This window comes from Pseudomonas sp. ASL7, from assembly GCF_056680375.1.
Genome location: NZ_CM155279.1, coordinates 734023 through 747673, shown reverse-complemented (window position 1 = coordinate 747673; position 13651 = coordinate 734023). Strand labels below are relative to the sequence as shown.

Genomic DNA, 13651 nt, shown 5'->3' with positions numbered 1-13651 from the left:
TCCCGAACCCGGCGCCCCCTGGATAATCGCAGGAAGTGACAGGCCTCCTTTCCTGCGAATCTTCCACTTTTGTAAACAGGCTTGCGCGGCAGCTGCTGCGAGTACCTCTCGGCCGCCATCATTATTGACTGCGCAGTGTGCCGAGCGTTAAAGCCGTTGGCGATTTATGTGGCAGCTCGCTAGAACTTTTTCCTCTTAATCGGTCTATGTGGATAAGCACAAAAAACTCGGTAAGCGCGACCCGAAGGTTTCCCGCAGCCAGATGCCCACACGCCCAATTATCAATCAGAGGTTGTCTTCGCTCATGAAATTTAATGTCCCACGGATGGTGCTCCTCGGCCTGTTCGCGTTTGCGGCAGTGAGCTCGGCATCAGCAACACAGATGAAGACCTCAAATCCTGTTTTCACAACTGAAGTCGCAGCCGTTCAGGCTCCGGTCCAGGCTGCCGGCAATCCTTGGCCGACCTTGGCCAGTATGGAAGGCAAACAGCCAGGACCATTGCTTGCCCACGACGACGGGTACTGGCATGACGGCCGTTGGCACGATCGTAGAGACGATTGGCGCCGAGAAGACTGGCGTAGAGAGCAAGACCGCCGGGAAGCCGAACGCCGTCGTGATTGGGAGCGCCATCATGATCGGGACATGGAGCACCGCTACGAGGATCACCGCTACGATCGTCGCTAGTGCGCAGCCGCGAGATAAATCCGCCGACAGCACTGGCTAGTCGGCCGTTGAAACAACATAGACCTAGATCGAGAGGACGAATCGACATTCGTCCCCCGCCGTCTCGTTACAAGAAGGTTGTTCAAGCGAGAATCCGCACCGACCCAGTACTTTTCTTGAGCCAACATTTTCCTGATAAACATAAGCCACAAGTTGCTTAAGTTCCCAACGCGTCTGGGCCTCGTGAATCAGGTGTCTCAGCGCCAATGTGGCGAGTCCCTGCCCGCAAGCGTGTTGATCAATCCGATAGCCTACCTGCGCAGAACGCTTCGGTGAATTGATGCTTTTCAAATTGGCTCGACCCACTATTTTTTGTCTGGAGTCTTCGATGACAAACGGGTGCCAGGCGCCGATAGCAAAATCGGACAAATAGCACTCAATATGATCGGCGACACCCTGCAATGAGTAAAAAGAAGGGTCGCGCGCATCAATATGAGATTCGAACCATTCACGGTTTTGGATTTCGAACGCCAGCAACGCTTCAGCATCAGTACTTTTTAGCTCGCGAACTCTAAATGACTTCATTCATCACATCTCCTGTGCTTCAGGCCGAAAGCGGACACACGTGATTGGCCACAATCGACGTCCATTGATACACCTCTGGAACGCGACCTGTCTTGATCTTAAATCTCGTACCCCAAAGAGACTCAGCACTCTCGCGCAAACCCACGAAAATTTCGCTAATGCCTAATGCCGATCAGTTAAGCCGCAACACGATCGGTAGCAACTGGCGAAGCCTGCGGTCGGCTGTGTGTAGGAGCGAGCTTGCTCGCGATGGTCGTCCAGCCACAGAAAATGTGTCGGATGTTCCATCTTCGCGAGCAAGCTCGCTCCTACCCCCCCAGAGGGAATGCTCATTCACAATCCGTAAAGTCGAGCGCTCCCCCGATCGTTCCTCGCCTGGTGTCGATTGCCTGATCAAAGCTCGGCGACTTCTCGTACAAACCCTGGACCGGGCTCAAGCCAGCAGTTCGGTGATCCACCGGGCCTGCCGCGCGATGTCCTGCACCTTCTCCTCGGGCACGCCTTGCCGCGCCCGGGCGAAGTGGCTCAGGATCTTCTGCTTCTGGCGCAGCATGTGCTGCCACTTGAACAGGAACGCCGGGCTGCGTGCCTGCATCTGCAGCGGGCCGAAGTACAGTTCCTCGGCGGTGTACATCACTGGCCCCGCGCGCTCGGCGACGATGATTTCGTAGTCGAAGCGGTTTTCCCGCAGCACTTCCTCGCAGAGGATGCGGTAGCCATTTTCCATCAACCATTGGCGCAGGGGCTGCTCGCCGCCGTTGGGCTGCAGGATCAGGCGCTCCTGGCCGCTCAGGTGCGCCCTGCCGCTGTCGAGGATGTCGCGGATCGTCTCGCCGCCCATACCGCAGATGCTGATCGCCGTGATCCCGTCTCCCGGCTCGATCGCCGCCAGGCCATTCGCCAGGCGCACGCTGATCCGCTGGTCCTGGCCGCTCTCGCGCACGGTACGTTCGGCCGAGCGAAACGGCGTCAATGCCACCTCGCCGGCCACCGCCGCCGCGATGGCGCCACGACGCATCAACGCCACTGGCAGGTAGCCGTGATCCGAGCCGATATCGGCCAGGCGCGCACCCGCTGGCACATGCGCCGCCACGCGCTCCAGGCGCATGGACAATGTCTGTTCGTTCAACTGCAGCCCCTTTTCACCACGAACGACCGGCACCTTTGGCCAGATCGGGAGGCGATTGTGTCGAGCAACGCCGTGTATTTCAAATTCCTGCGACCAACCAACTCCAGGGACCGACCAGCGAACTCTCCAACAACGCCTCCAACCCCATCGGCTTGGCGAAATAATAACCCTGGGCCTGCCCTGCGCCCATTTCGCGCAGCAAGTCCAGCGTCGCTTCATCCTCGACACCTTCGGCCACCACGCTGAGGTCCAGCGATTCGGCCATCCGCACAATCGCCCGGACGATCGCGCGACTGCGAGAACTGGTGGTCAGTTCGAAGATGAACGACTTGTCGATCTTCAAGCCGCTGAAACGGTATTGATGCACATAGCTCAGGGATGAAAAACCTGCACCGAAGTCATCGAGCACCACCGACATGCCGTTGTCGGCCAATTGTTGCATGGTCAGTCGGGCAATGGCTGGCTCAGCCACCAGCGCACCTTCGGTCAACTCCAGGCAGATCCGCGATGGAGCGACCCGGTGCCGGGCCAACAGTGCAAGAACATCACTGGCGAAGTCCGGGCGCGTCATGCTGTAACTGGAACAATTGACGTGCACTGGAGGCCAATTGGCATGCTGGGGCTGTGCGAGGATCACGGCAATGCTGTTGAGCATGTACAAGTCCAGTCGACCGATCAGGCGCAGCCCCTCGACATCCGGCAAAAACTCGCCCGGCGCGATCACCCGGCCGCCCGGCTGATGCCAGCGGATCAGCGCTTCAAGGGCCAACAGTTCGCCGCTTTCGACGCTGACAATCGGCTGGAAATACGGCAGCAGTTCATCGGTACGTTTGAGTGCGTTGCGCAAGGCCCCTTCACGCTCAACCTGGTCCGAGACTTCACGGCGCACTTCCTGGTTGAACACCGCGTAGCTGTCGCGCCCGGCACTCTTGACCCGGTACATCGCCGCATCGGCATCGCGCAGCAAGTCAGCCGGCTCGTGATGGAACTGACTGTCGGCGCTGACAATACCGATACTGCAGGATGAAAAAACTTCATGGCCATTGATGAAAAACGGCAAGTCAAACGCCACCAGAATCCGCTCGGCGATTTCGATCACCACGTCCAGCGGCGCCTCGGGAGCGAGCACCGAAAACTCATCGCCACCCAGGCGCGCCAGCATGTCGGTGTCGCGCAGACAACCGCGCAAACGGTGGGCGGCCTGCATCAACAACAGGTCACCAAAATGGTGGCCGAGGCTGTCGTTGACCATCTTGAAACGGTCAAGATCGATAAACATCACCGCCAGGTGCCCGCCTTCGCTGCCAAACCGCGACCAGGCCAGATTGAGGCGCTGTTGCAGGCAGGTACGATTCGGTAGCCCGGTCAGCGCATCATGGGTGTTTTCGTGTTGCAACTTGGCATTGGCGTGATCGAGCTCGCGGGTGCGGTTCTGCACTCGGGCTTCCAGCTTGAGGTTGGCGGCATGGATCGCTTCGGCGGCCGTGCGTCGCGACAACGCTGTGTCAATGTGCCGCGACACGAATGTCAGCAGTTCCTGGTCACGCAGGGTATAACGCACCTGCGAGGTATAGCTTTGCACCGCAAGCACGCCACGTACCACATCGCCATCGAACAATGGAATGCCCAGCCAGGAGTCGGATCGGACAGACTGATCGGCAATTTCGATTTCACCGTGCGCTGACAATCGCTCAGCCTCGCCGGAGTCAATCAGGCAAGGTCGACGCTGACGGATAACGTACTCAGTCAAGCCCCGTTGCCCTCGCCGTGCCTGCGGGCAGGTCGTCTGCCGCTCATCGACAAAATAAGGAAAGGTCACTTCACGGGTCGCGTCGTCGAACAGTGCAATGTAGAAGTTATGCGCGAACAGCAGATCACCGACGATGCCATGCAAGGTTTGAAACAACTCAGCCATGTCGCCAGGCTGGCTCGACAGTTCAGCAATCTGGAACAGCGCGCTCTGCAGGTGTTCGGCGCGCTCTCGGTCGGCCACTTCCTGCCTCAATGCGTCGTTGAGTGCCGAAAGCTCCAGAGTGCGACGCATCACCGTCTCTTCCAGGTCCTCGCGGTGCAGAATCCGGTCCAGCGCCATGGCCACGTGGCGGGCCACCACCAGAAATAACGCGCGGTCTTCAGCGCTGTAGGTACGAGAAACTTCGTAAACCTGCATCGCAAGCATGCCAAACACTTCATCCGAGGCATTTTTCAACGGTGCGCCCATCCAGAACTCGGGACGATCTCCCACGCAGTAGAAACGGTCCTCGGCCTGCGCCGCGAGAATGCCGGCGGCGTCGATCAGCAATGGCTGGCCAGTGGTCAACACCTGGCCGGTCAGCGACAGGTGCGAAGGGTCAAGGTATTCGTAGTTCTCGGACTCCAGGGCATCAACGTCGATGATGTCGACGTAATACGGGTAGTCAATCTTGCCAGTGTGCGGGTTATACAGCGCGAGATAGAAGTTCTCGGCGTCGATCAGGCTGGCCAGCAGCCGGTGAACCCCCACCAGAAACACTGACCGGTCGCGGGTCGAACTGGCCAGGTAGGTAATTTCATACAGCACACGCTGAGTAATCTGCGCACGGGCAAGCGTATCGGTCTGTACCTGAATGCCCAGGCGCTGGGCAAACTCGGCGAGTGCGGGTTCCGCAGCATCGTTGACTGGCGCGAGTAGCCAACCCAATACACTTTCGCCTCTACCGGTCGGCCAGCGGTGCAAGCGCCTGGTCAGGCAAAAGGCTTCAAACTCTTCATTGGCAATGATTGACGGCCACTGCACCCGCGGGTCGCCCTGCCCGACTAAATGCATTTGTTCGCCGGCGCGGTAAACCACCCACGCGGTGGTATGAGCCCAGTTGCGCGCTGAGTCCAGCAATTGTTCGATGGTGTCTGCGTAGGCCATGCCGAGAGTATCCGAGTTCCCTTTCGGTTGAGAGGCGACAACCTCGCAACCGTTCGATTGCCGCGGGGTGTCGGTCAATGGGCGAAAACTCATCAGCGCTCCCTGAGCCAAAAACTGGCGATACTCACTTACAGATTGCTAGCAATGTGCCAGCGAGTTTCCCGTTTAAAGCTTATAGAAAATTTTTTCAATAGCTTATTCGCTACTATTCACAAAAAGCGTGCTACAGGGATCTGGTCCAATATTTTCAGCTGATATCATTCAAGCATTTTCAATGCCGGGTAGGAAAATATGAATCGTCGTAAAAAAATAAAGCAGTTATTGAAGGCTCACGCCAAAAAGGCAAGTGCCAAGCTGGCACCGCCAAGCAAGTCCAAATACATTAGTAAAGCTGACCGTTTGAAGCTAGCGACTGAATCAGGTGACAACTCAATCATTTCCTCTGAAAGCTGATCTATGCATCCTAAGGACCACCGGACCTTCTCATGCTGATTGTCTGCGCCAAGTGCCGATACGTTGTTAAGCGTCATCGTCATGGTGCCCTTGGCGCCGGAGTACAACATGGGTGGCCTTCTGCGACGCAACGAACTGAACGCATTCGTATCCTAGAGCGCGCGCGTCAACCCCCTCGAACAGTCGCTCGCCCCCGCCCAGCAGGACCGGCGAGATAGCGATGTGCAGCTCATCGATGAGCCCTGCACGAAGGTATTGCTGGATAGTGTCAGCTCCGCCGCCAATGCGCACATCCATTCCGTTGGCTGCATCGCGTGCCCGGTCAAGCGCCTCGTGAATACCGCCGGTGACGAAGTAAAATGTCGTTCCGCCTTCCATCTGGACGGCGCCGTATCCGTCAAGCGAGACAGTAAAGCCCTCAACTCGAACGCGTGTCATTTTCATGCCCTCCTTTCGATGGACACCTAACCTATCTATCTCGACAGCAGTTTTGCCCTACGCCTTCACCCTTTTATTCCATTCCAGTTTAGGCGAAGTAACTGGCAGTGATCCCCGTACCTGCCGTTTCACAAGCCGCTACCAAGGCCATCAAAAGCCTTTGCAGCGGCCATCATCAGATGGTGTACGACAGCGGGCTATGGTTTTATCAAAAGTCCTATGGGCGATGCGATGTTTTGCATGCCTCACCGACGCCGGTGATGCCTGAGGACTTGGTCTTGGAAGTTTTGTATGGCTGCTTTGCGCAGGCAGCAATCTCCGCTTTGGATTGTGGATTGCAATCGCTCGTGACAAGCCGCAATCAACCGAATGCGCTCATGACCAAAGCGCCTAAGCGCTGGCGAGTCTTTACACCAATTCCTCTGGTCCCGGCTTCGGTGTTAAATAGACGGTTCAGGTTGTAAGTCCAGACCCTGTCGCGTAAGGCAGTGCAACGAGAGTCGATATGAGAATCCATTTTGAAAAAAGTGATGTCCGTGATGGAAACATTCACCGAATCCCCCATCAGCAGCCGGTGGTAACAGCATGATCGAGGTCACCGAGGTTTCCATTGCCGAACTGCGTGCGGCGCTTGAGTCTGGCCAGACAACGGCGGTTGAGCTTGTCCAGGCTTACCTCGCCAGGATTGACGCCTACGACGGCCCCAATACGCCTACCGCCCTCAACGCGGTGGTGGTGCGCAACCCTGATGCGCTCAACGAGGCGCAAGCGTCCGACGCCCGTCGGGCCAAGGGTGAGTCGCTGGGTCCGCTCGATGGCATTCCTTATACGGCCAAGGACAGTTATCTGGTCAAGGGGCTGACCGCTGCGTCTGGCAGTCCGGCCTTCGCGAGCCTGGTGGCTTATCGTGATGCGTTCACCATCGAACGGCTGCGCGCTGCCGGGGCGATCTGCCTGGGCAAGACCAACATGCCGCCCATGGCGAACGGCGGTATGCAGCGTGGGGTCTACGGCCGTGCAGAGAGCCCGTACAACGCTGACTACCTCACCGCGCCTTTCGCATCGGGCTCATCGAATGGCGCAGGGACCGCAACCGCCGCCAGTTTCGCGGCCTTCGGTCTTGCTGAAGAAACCTGGTCGAGCGGACGCGGTCCTGCCTCCAACAATGGCCTGTGTGCCTATACGCCGTCGCGCGGGGTGATCTCGGTGCGCGGGAACTGGCCGCTGACGCCAACGATGGACGTGGTCGTGCCGTTTGCCCGAACCATGGCGGACCTCCTGGAAGTGCTCGACGTGGTGGTGGCGGAGGATCCCGACACACGGGGTGATCTGTGGCGGATGCAACCCTGGGTGCCCATTCCGAGTGTCACCTCGGTGCGTCCTGCCTCCTATGCCGAACTGGCTGTAAACACCGAGGCTCTCGCAGGAAAGCGACTGGGCATTCCTCGTATGTACATCAACGCGGATCCCGAAGCGGGCACGGCGGACGCGCCGGGTATCGGTGGCCCAACGGGTCAGCGAATCAACACCCGCGCCTCGGTGATCGGGCTGTGGGAACGAGCTCGCCAGGCACTTGAAGCAGCCGGTGCCGAAGTGGTCGAGGTCGATTTCCCGATCGTCTCCAACTGCGAGGGTGATCGTCCGGGCGCGCCAACAGTATTTACCCGAGGCCTGGTGCCTAAAGAATTCCTTCATCATGAATTGTGGGATCTGACAGCCTGGGCGTTCGATGATTTCCTGCGGGCCAACGGCGATCCGACCTTGAACCGTCTGGTCGACGTGAACGGGCCGCTGATTTTCCCGCATGACCCAGGCACCCTGCCCAACCGCGAGGGTGACCTCGTCGCGGGCATGGACGAGTACGTGAGGATGGCCGAGCGCGGCATCACGCCGTGGGACCAGATCGTCACAGTGCCCGACGGGCTACGCGGACTTGAACAGACCCGTCGAATCGACCTCGAAGACTGGATGGATCGGCTGGGGCTCGACGCGGTGTTGTTCCCGACGGTCGCCGATGTGGCGCCGGCCAATGCCGATGTCGATCCAGCGTCTGCGGATATCGCGTGGAGCAACGGCATTTGGGTCGCCAACGGCAACCTCGCCATTCGTCACCTGGGGGTTCCCACGGTCACCGTGCCGATGGGCATCATGCCGGACATCGGTATGCCCGTCGGTCTGACATTTGCCGGTCGCGCCTATGATGACTCGTCGCTGCTGCGCTTTGCTTCAGCGTTTGAGTCGACCGGGACAAAGCGAGTGATCCCGCCTCGAACCCCACCGCTGCAGGCCGGCAAAAAATAGAAGCGCCGGGATTGGGGCACACGCCCCAATTGCGCATAGTCATCACCGCCGACCAAAGGTCGCAAGCGCCGGAACAAATCCAGAACTCGCTTATGACCGCAGCATCCAATGTATAGGCCACTGGAGGTACGCGACATGAACAAAGATGACCGTGATAACGAGCCCGAACCCGAAAGTGTTGACGAAACCGATACGCCCCCATTAACCCCGACCCAGGTACAGGAAGCCGAAGAACTCAGGCGAAAAATAGCTGAGATAGAGCGCAAGGTTGCGGATGGTAATTAACAACCGGCAAGTAGTGTACGGCCCCTAAACAAACCCGAATGGTGTCGTCTGTGGGAGCGAGCCTGCTCGCGATGGACTCAAGAGCGCCGCGTTTAGCCAGTAAACACGCGTTATCGTTAACGACCATCGCGAGCAGGCTCGCTCCCACAGTGAACGGCATGACGAAACATCTCGGGTTTTTATGGGATTAGCGGTTACAGCAGCGAAATCGTGTCGTTAATGATAAAGCGATTTTGATCCACGTTACGGCCAGCCTCGGTGTTCGATTTGCCGAAGGACATAGTCCAGGGTCATGTCGCGCTCCCAGTGGCGACGGCTCCTCGCGCATCGGCGGACATTGGCCAATACTTCAAGGTCTTCCTGGGTGGCAACCGTGCGCGCCACCCTTGCGCCGAGGAGTTGAAAAATGTCGCTGACGCTCTACTACCATCCGCTGTCGTCGTTCTGCCAAAAAGCACTGATCGCGCTCTATGAGCACGGTGTCGATTTCGAGAAGAGGATCATTGACCTCGGGAACGATGCGGACCGGGCGGAGCTTCAAGCGCTATGGCCGCTCGGCAAGTTCCCGGTGATCCACGATCATGCGCAACAGCGCAGCGTGCCGGAGACCACGGTCATTATCGAATACCTGGATCGCTTCTATGCCGGTCGGTCACGTCTGATTCCAGACGATTGGGATACCTCGCTGGAGGTGCGTCTGTGGGACCGTATTTTTGATCTTTACGTACAGGAACCGCTGCAGGCGATTGTCGGTGATCGGTTACGCGCCGCTAACGGTGATTTGACCAGGGAGCGCTCCATGTTGATGACGGCATACGGGATGATCGATCGTCAGATGGCGTCTAGAACCTGGGTGGCGAGTGCGGAGTTCAGCCTGGCCGATTGCGCGGCGGCTCCGGCTCTTTTCTATGCCAGTACGCTGGTGTCGTTTCCTGATGGCTATGGGCATTTGAGGGGGTATTTCGACAGGTTGACGCAGAGGCCTTCATTTCAGCGGGTTATTGATGAGGCCAGGCCTTACTTTTCACTTTATCCGTTTGTGGATGCGATCCCTTCGCGGTTTTTGGCCGGGGGTTAGTTGGGGTTTGATTGGGTGTATATCCGTTTTTTTGGTCGCCTCGAGGGGGCGGTGCATCGAGATAAAACCTGCAGGCGAGCTAACGCTCGGCCTGATGAGTGGTGAGAAGCGGATGTACACCAATCTGCTCTTATGTGGGAGCGAGCCTGGTCGCGATGGACTTGAGCGCAACGCGTTTATTCAGGAAGAACGCGTTTTCGTTAACGTCCTTCGCGAGCAAGCTCGCTCCTACATTCCCGGTCCACATACAAGGAGCCGATCTTGCCGTTGCCTTTGCTTTGCTTCGGCTGCCTGCCCCTTTCCCAGAGGCCGGAGCAATGCCGGAGCGAGGGCATGCCGAGCCCAGGCGAATCACTGAAAAAACGGGCTTCTTTTCACGCCGAATTCAGATGTTTTTCAGCTTGACCACATCACCGGACACCTTGGTGGTGTAACCGGTCAGGACCCACGCCCAGAACCAGTTTTCCTGCACTTGGGTGTTGATCATGGCATCGCCGCCCTTGGCCTTGATCGCCTCGTCCTGAGCACGAACAAACCGGCTGTTCTGGCGGATCGGGATGACGCCAAACAGCAGCAGGCCAGTGGCGCTTGCTTCACTGTGGCCGACGACGGTGTATTGGCTGCTGTCGTAGTGCTGGGTATTCATCGGGGTACCGGTGCAGCCTGCCAAAACCAGGCCGAACAGGGCAACGGCTACAACTTTGCTGAGATATTTCACTGAACAACTCCATGAGAAAATGCCCGGGATCCAATTCTCGAGCGGTGCACACTTTAGCCGAGATGATGGCCAATTGGTATCATCTGCAACACCTCTCCCTGATCGATCACTTCTGATACCACGCCTGTGGTTCTCGGTAACACCCGGCCCTGTCACGGTGCATGTTTGCTACGACGGTATTGGCCCCTACCCCACCACCACAGGCCAAACCATCCATGGCGCACTTTGTGCATCTAAACGCAACCCAATCCGGCCTGAAGTGACCATGCGCACCAAGGAACTGAAACTCTGGACCACCGGTGTCGCCCACCTGCTAGACCTGCCCCCCGGGCATGCGCGGCTGTCGGGCCTGAGCCACTGGTTGCGGCATGTATGCCCGGTCGATCATTTCGTGCTGTTCGTCTACGAAGGCAATCACCGGCCGCTGGCGCTGTTCGATACCTTCTCCGCCGACAAGCGTGCCGTGTATGTCGATGACTACCAGTGCGGGCCCTATTTGCTGGACCCGTTCTACCTCGCGTGTACCCGTGGACAAGCGCCCGGGTTATGGCGTTTGCGGCAGTTCGCGCCTGACCACTTCTACCTTGGCGAGTACTACCTGACCTATTACCAGCAAACCGGTCTGGCAGAAGAAGTGGCGTTTTTCGTCGACCTCGGCGATGGCTCCATGGCCGTTCTATCGCTGATGCGCTCCTCTGCCAGTTGCGCATTCAGCCGTGACGAGATGCAGTTGATCGAGTGCGCCCAGGCCGTGGTCGAGCAGGTCATCAATGAAGCCTGGCGCTTGCGTCAGGCCCAGCAACCGCGTCCGGCGCAGGACCTGGATTTCAAGATCCGTGAAGCCTTCGATCAGTTCGGCGCGCACATTCTTACCGGGCGCGAGCAGGAAATTGTCCAGCTGCTGTTGCGCGGTCACTCCAGCGCTTCGGTCGCCGAACAATTGAACATCAGTCCCGGCACGGTGAAGATTCATCGCAAAAACATCTACGCCAAACTCGGCATCGGCAGCCAGTCCGAATTGCTCGGGCTGTTTATCCGCGACCTCACCGGCCAGGAATTGGTCGTCGAAGCCTGACAGCCGAAAACGACTCTATCCCCCAAGGGATATATACAGCGCAAAACCCCCATTGCTAGTTTGGCCCTCGACGCATTGAGTCATCACTGCAAGGGAGCCCGCCTCGTGAACAACAGCGTGAACGACAACCCGCCAAGCGATATCGAATTCTGCAATGTGGTCAAACGCTATGGCGAGGTGGCGGCCGTCAATGGCCTGAACTTCGCCGTGCGCCGTGGCTCCTTCCATTCCTTCCTCGGCGGTTCAGGCTGCGGCAAAACCACCACCCTGCGCATGATCGCCGGCTTCGAACAGCCCACCCAAGGCGAAGTGCGTCTGGCCGGCAAAAGCGTCGCCGGCGTGCCGGCGTTCGAGCGGCCGGTGAACATGGTGTTCCAGCATTACGCCCTGTTCCCGCACCTGACCGTGGCGCAAAACATCGCCTATGGCCTGCGCTACCGTACCCCGCGCCCGGACAAAAAACCAGCTGCGCATGGCCGATGAGGCGCTGGAAATGGTCCGCCTCAGCGGCTTCGGCCAGCGCAAGCCGAGTGAGCTGTCCGGCGGTCAACAGCAGCGCGTCGCCCTCGCTCGCGCGCTGGTCAACAAGCCTACCGTGTTGTTGCTCGATGAGCCGCTGGCGGCGCTTGATCGCAAGCTGCGCAAGGAGATGCAATCCGAATTGCTGCGATTGCAACGCGAGGTCGGCATCACGTTCGTGCTGGTCACCCACGACCAGGAAGAAGCCCTGTCGATGAGCGACAGCATCAGCGTGATGCGCAACGGTTCGATCATCCAGACCGCCACCCCGGAACAACTCTATGAAGCGCCGGCCAGCCGCTACGTGGCCGACTTTATCGGCGAATCCAACCTGTTCGACGGCACGGTGCGGCGCCTGCACGGCAATTCGGTGGTGCTGCGCACCGCCCAGGGGCTGGAACTGACCAGCCCGCTGACGTCCACCGGCAAAGCCCTGAGCGCTGACGCCGACGGCTGCATCGCCGTGCGCCCGGAGCTGATCAGCATTGCGGGCGCCAGCGCTGATATGGCGCGAGAAGTGACTCTGCAAGGCTGCGTGGAAGACCGCATTTACCTGGGTAACTCCACCGAATACCGCGTCCGCACCCAGGCGTTCGGCGTGGTGTGCGTGCGCGTACCGAAATGCTCGCCAAATTGCAGGCCGGTGGCAGCGGCTGGGACGTGCTGGTGCCGACCAACTACACCATCAGCACCTACGTTGGCCTGGGCCTGATCGAACCGCTGGACCTGTCGCGCCTACCCAATTTCGAAGCGTCGGCCTTCCAGCAAAAGTTCATGGCCCAGGGCACGGTGGACGGCAAGGTGTACGCGGTGCCGAAAAACTGGGGCACCACCGGCATGCTCTACGACACCGGCAAGCTGAAGAACGGGCCGACCAGCTGGAAGGAGTTCTGGGCCGCCGCCCAAGGCCCTGCCAGCGGTCGGACGATGGTCCACGACTACCAACTGACCGCCATCGGCAACGCCCTGAAAAGCTTCGGCTACAGCTTCAACTCCCTGGACCCGAAAGAACTGGCCGACGCCGAAAAACTGTTGATCGAGGTCAAGCCGCACCTGTTCGCAATCAACTCCGACATTCAACCGTCGATGCGCAGCGGCGATGCCTGGCTGGCGATGTCCTGGACTGGGGACGCGTCACAGTTGCACCGCGACAACGCGCAAATGCAGTTCGAACTGGGCAAGGAAGGTGGCGAGTTGTGGAGCGATTTCTTCGCCATCCCGAAAAGCTCGGAGCACAAAGACGCCGCTTACGCCTTTATCAACTACCTGCTCGATCCGCAGCACAACAAACTCGAAGTGTTGAGCCACGGCTACCCGAGCGGCGACAAGCGCGTCGATGCGTTGCTGCCCACCGCCATGCTCAACGATCCGATCATGTACCCGGCCGCCGAAGCCCTCAGCCCGCTGGAATTCGGGGCCGCCGCAACGCTGACCAGCCCGGCGCGCGCCGAACTGATGGCCCGCTTCAAGTCCGCCTGATCGCCTGACCATGGCCAATGAGGAGTCA

11 protein-coding genes and 2 pseudogenes are annotated in these 13651 nt (G+C 58.8%); 8 read left to right on the top strand and 5 right to left on the bottom strand.

All coding sequences use genetic code 11. The features are described 5' to 3' along the window. Positions 1-304 precede the first annotated feature (304 nt). Positions 305-685 (top strand): hypothetical protein, encoded by a 381-nt coding sequence (locus AC1MDT_RS03430; RefSeq protein ID WP_480420702.1) that lies wholly within the window; start codon positions 305-307, stop codon positions 683-685. Positions 686-748: 63 nt separating this feature from the next. Here the strand turns inward: AC1MDT_RS03430 and AC1MDT_RS03425 are convergent, their stop codons facing one another. From AC1MDT_RS03425 to AC1MDT_RS03415, 3 genes are all read right to left on the bottom strand, one after another. Beyond that, positions 749-1249, bottom strand: a complete 501-nt coding sequence (locus tag AC1MDT_RS03425) for a GNAT family N-acetyltransferase (RefSeq protein WP_480420701.1) — start codon at positions 1247-1249, stop codon at positions 749-751. 433 nt (positions 1250-1682) lie between these two features. Then, positions 1683-2378 (bottom strand): tRNA (adenine(22)-N(1))-methyltransferase, encoded by a 696-nt coding sequence (locus AC1MDT_RS03420; protein WP_480420700.1) that lies wholly within the window; start codon positions 2376-2378, stop codon positions 1683-1685. 79 nt (positions 2379-2457) lie between these two features. Continuing rightward, on the bottom strand, positions 2458-5370 hold the full coding sequence (locus AC1MDT_RS03415) for a sensor domain-containing phosphodiesterase (protein WP_480420699.1): 2913 nt from the start codon (positions 5368-5370) through the stop codon (positions 2458-2460). 198 nt (positions 5371-5568) lie between these two features. Here AC1MDT_RS03415 and AC1MDT_RS03410 point away from each other — a divergent pair, with 198 nt between their 5' ends. Continuing rightward, entirely contained in the window at positions 5569-5730 is a 162-nt protein-coding gene (locus tag AC1MDT_RS03410; protein ID WP_480420698.1) for a DUF2986 domain-containing protein, read from the top strand. A gap of 66 nt (positions 5731-5796) precedes the next feature. Here AC1MDT_RS03410 and AC1MDT_RS03405 read toward each other — a convergent pair whose 3' ends face one another. After that, positions 5797-6174 carry a dihydrofolate reductase family protein gene (locus AC1MDT_RS03405; RefSeq protein ID WP_480420697.1) on the bottom strand — a complete coding sequence of 126 codons (378 nt, stop codon included), beginning with the start codon at positions 6172-6174 and terminating at the stop codon, positions 5797-5799. A gap of 579 nt (positions 6175-6753) precedes the next feature. On the opposite strand from AC1MDT_RS03405, the gene AC1MDT_RS03400 reads away from it, so the two are divergent. The 3 genes from AC1MDT_RS03400 to AC1MDT_RS03390 all read left to right on the top strand — a co-directional run bounded on the left by AC1MDT_RS03400 (position 6754) and on the right by AC1MDT_RS03390 (position 9832). Next, positions 6754-8469, top strand: coding sequence for an amidase (locus AC1MDT_RS03400; RefSeq protein WP_480420696.1), 1716 nt, complete (start codon positions 6754-6756; stop codon positions 8467-8469). 135 nt (positions 8470-8604) lie between these two features. Then, positions 8605-8754, top strand: a complete 150-nt coding sequence (locus tag AC1MDT_RS03395; RefSeq protein WP_480420695.1) for a hypothetical protein — start codon at positions 8605-8607, stop codon at positions 8752-8754. Positions 8755-9160: 406 nt separating this feature from the next. Then, on the top strand, positions 9161-9832 hold the full coding sequence (locus AC1MDT_RS03390; RefSeq protein ID WP_480420694.1) for a glutathione S-transferase family protein: 672 nt from the start codon (positions 9161-9163) through the stop codon (positions 9830-9832). A 385-nt stretch (positions 9833-10217) separates the two neighbouring features. On the opposite strand, the gene AC1MDT_RS03385 is transcribed toward AC1MDT_RS03390, so the two are convergent. Beyond that, entirely contained in the window at positions 10218-10550 is a 333-nt protein-coding gene (locus tag AC1MDT_RS03385; RefSeq protein WP_480420693.1) for a hypothetical protein, read from the bottom strand. Between the two features lie 265 nt (positions 10551-10815). Between AC1MDT_RS03385 and AC1MDT_RS03380 the strand changes: the two genes are divergently transcribed. From AC1MDT_RS03380 to AC1MDT_RS03370, 3 genes and pseudogenes are all read left to right on the top strand, one after another. Continuing rightward, complete coding sequence (locus AC1MDT_RS03380) at positions 10816-11625, top strand: response regulator transcription factor (protein ID WP_480420692.1); 810 nt, start codon at positions 10816-10818, stop codon at positions 11623-11625. Between the two features lie 105 nt (positions 11626-11730). Beyond that, a pseudogene (locus AC1MDT_RS03375) lies at positions 11731-12766 on the top strand (ABC transporter ATP-binding protein); the annotation flags it as partial. Then, a pseudogene (locus tag AC1MDT_RS03370) lies at positions 12763-13623 on the top strand (ABC transporter substrate-binding protein); the annotation flags it as partial. The pseudogenes AC1MDT_RS03375 and AC1MDT_RS03370, both read left to right, overlap by 4 nt. Positions 13624-13651: the final 28 nt, after the last annotated feature.

What these genes read in the sequence shown, in the direction of transcription:
- AC1MDT_RS03400 (WP_480420696.1), top strand. Translation starts at nt 6,754, where the DNA reads ATGATCGAGGTCACCGAGGTTTCCATTGCCGAACTGCGTGCGGCGCTT.
- AC1MDT_RS03395 (WP_480420695.1), top strand. Translation starts at nt 8,605, where the DNA reads ATGAACAAAGATGACCGTGATAACGAGCCCGAACCCGAAAGTGTTGAC.
- AC1MDT_RS03425 (WP_480420701.1), bottom strand. Translation starts at nt 1,249, where the DNA reads ATGAAGTCATTTAGAGTTCGCGAGCTAAAAAGTACTGATGCTGAAGCG.
- AC1MDT_RS03380 (WP_480420692.1), top strand. Translation starts at nt 10,816, where the DNA reads ATGCGCACCAAGGAACTGAAACTCTGGACCACCGGTGTCGCCCACCTG.
- AC1MDT_RS03405 (WP_480420697.1), bottom strand. Translation starts at nt 6,174, where the DNA reads ATGAAAATGACACGCGTTCGAGTTGAGGGCTTTACTGTCTCGCTTGAC.
- AC1MDT_RS03430 (WP_480420702.1), top strand. Translation starts at nt 305, where the DNA reads ATGAAATTTAATGTCCCACGGATGGTGCTCCTCGGCCTGTTCGCGTTT.
- AC1MDT_RS03410 (WP_480420698.1), top strand. Translation starts at nt 5,569, where the DNA reads ATGAATCGTCGTAAAAAAATAAAGCAGTTATTGAAGGCTCACGCCAAA.
- AC1MDT_RS03415 (WP_480420699.1), bottom strand. Translation starts at nt 5,370, where the DNA reads ATGAGTTTTCGCCCATTGACCGACACCCCGCGGCAATCGAACGGTTGC.
- AC1MDT_RS03390 (WP_480420694.1), top strand. Translation starts at nt 9,161, where the DNA reads ATGTCGCTGACGCTCTACTACCATCCGCTGTCGTCGTTCTGCCAAAAA.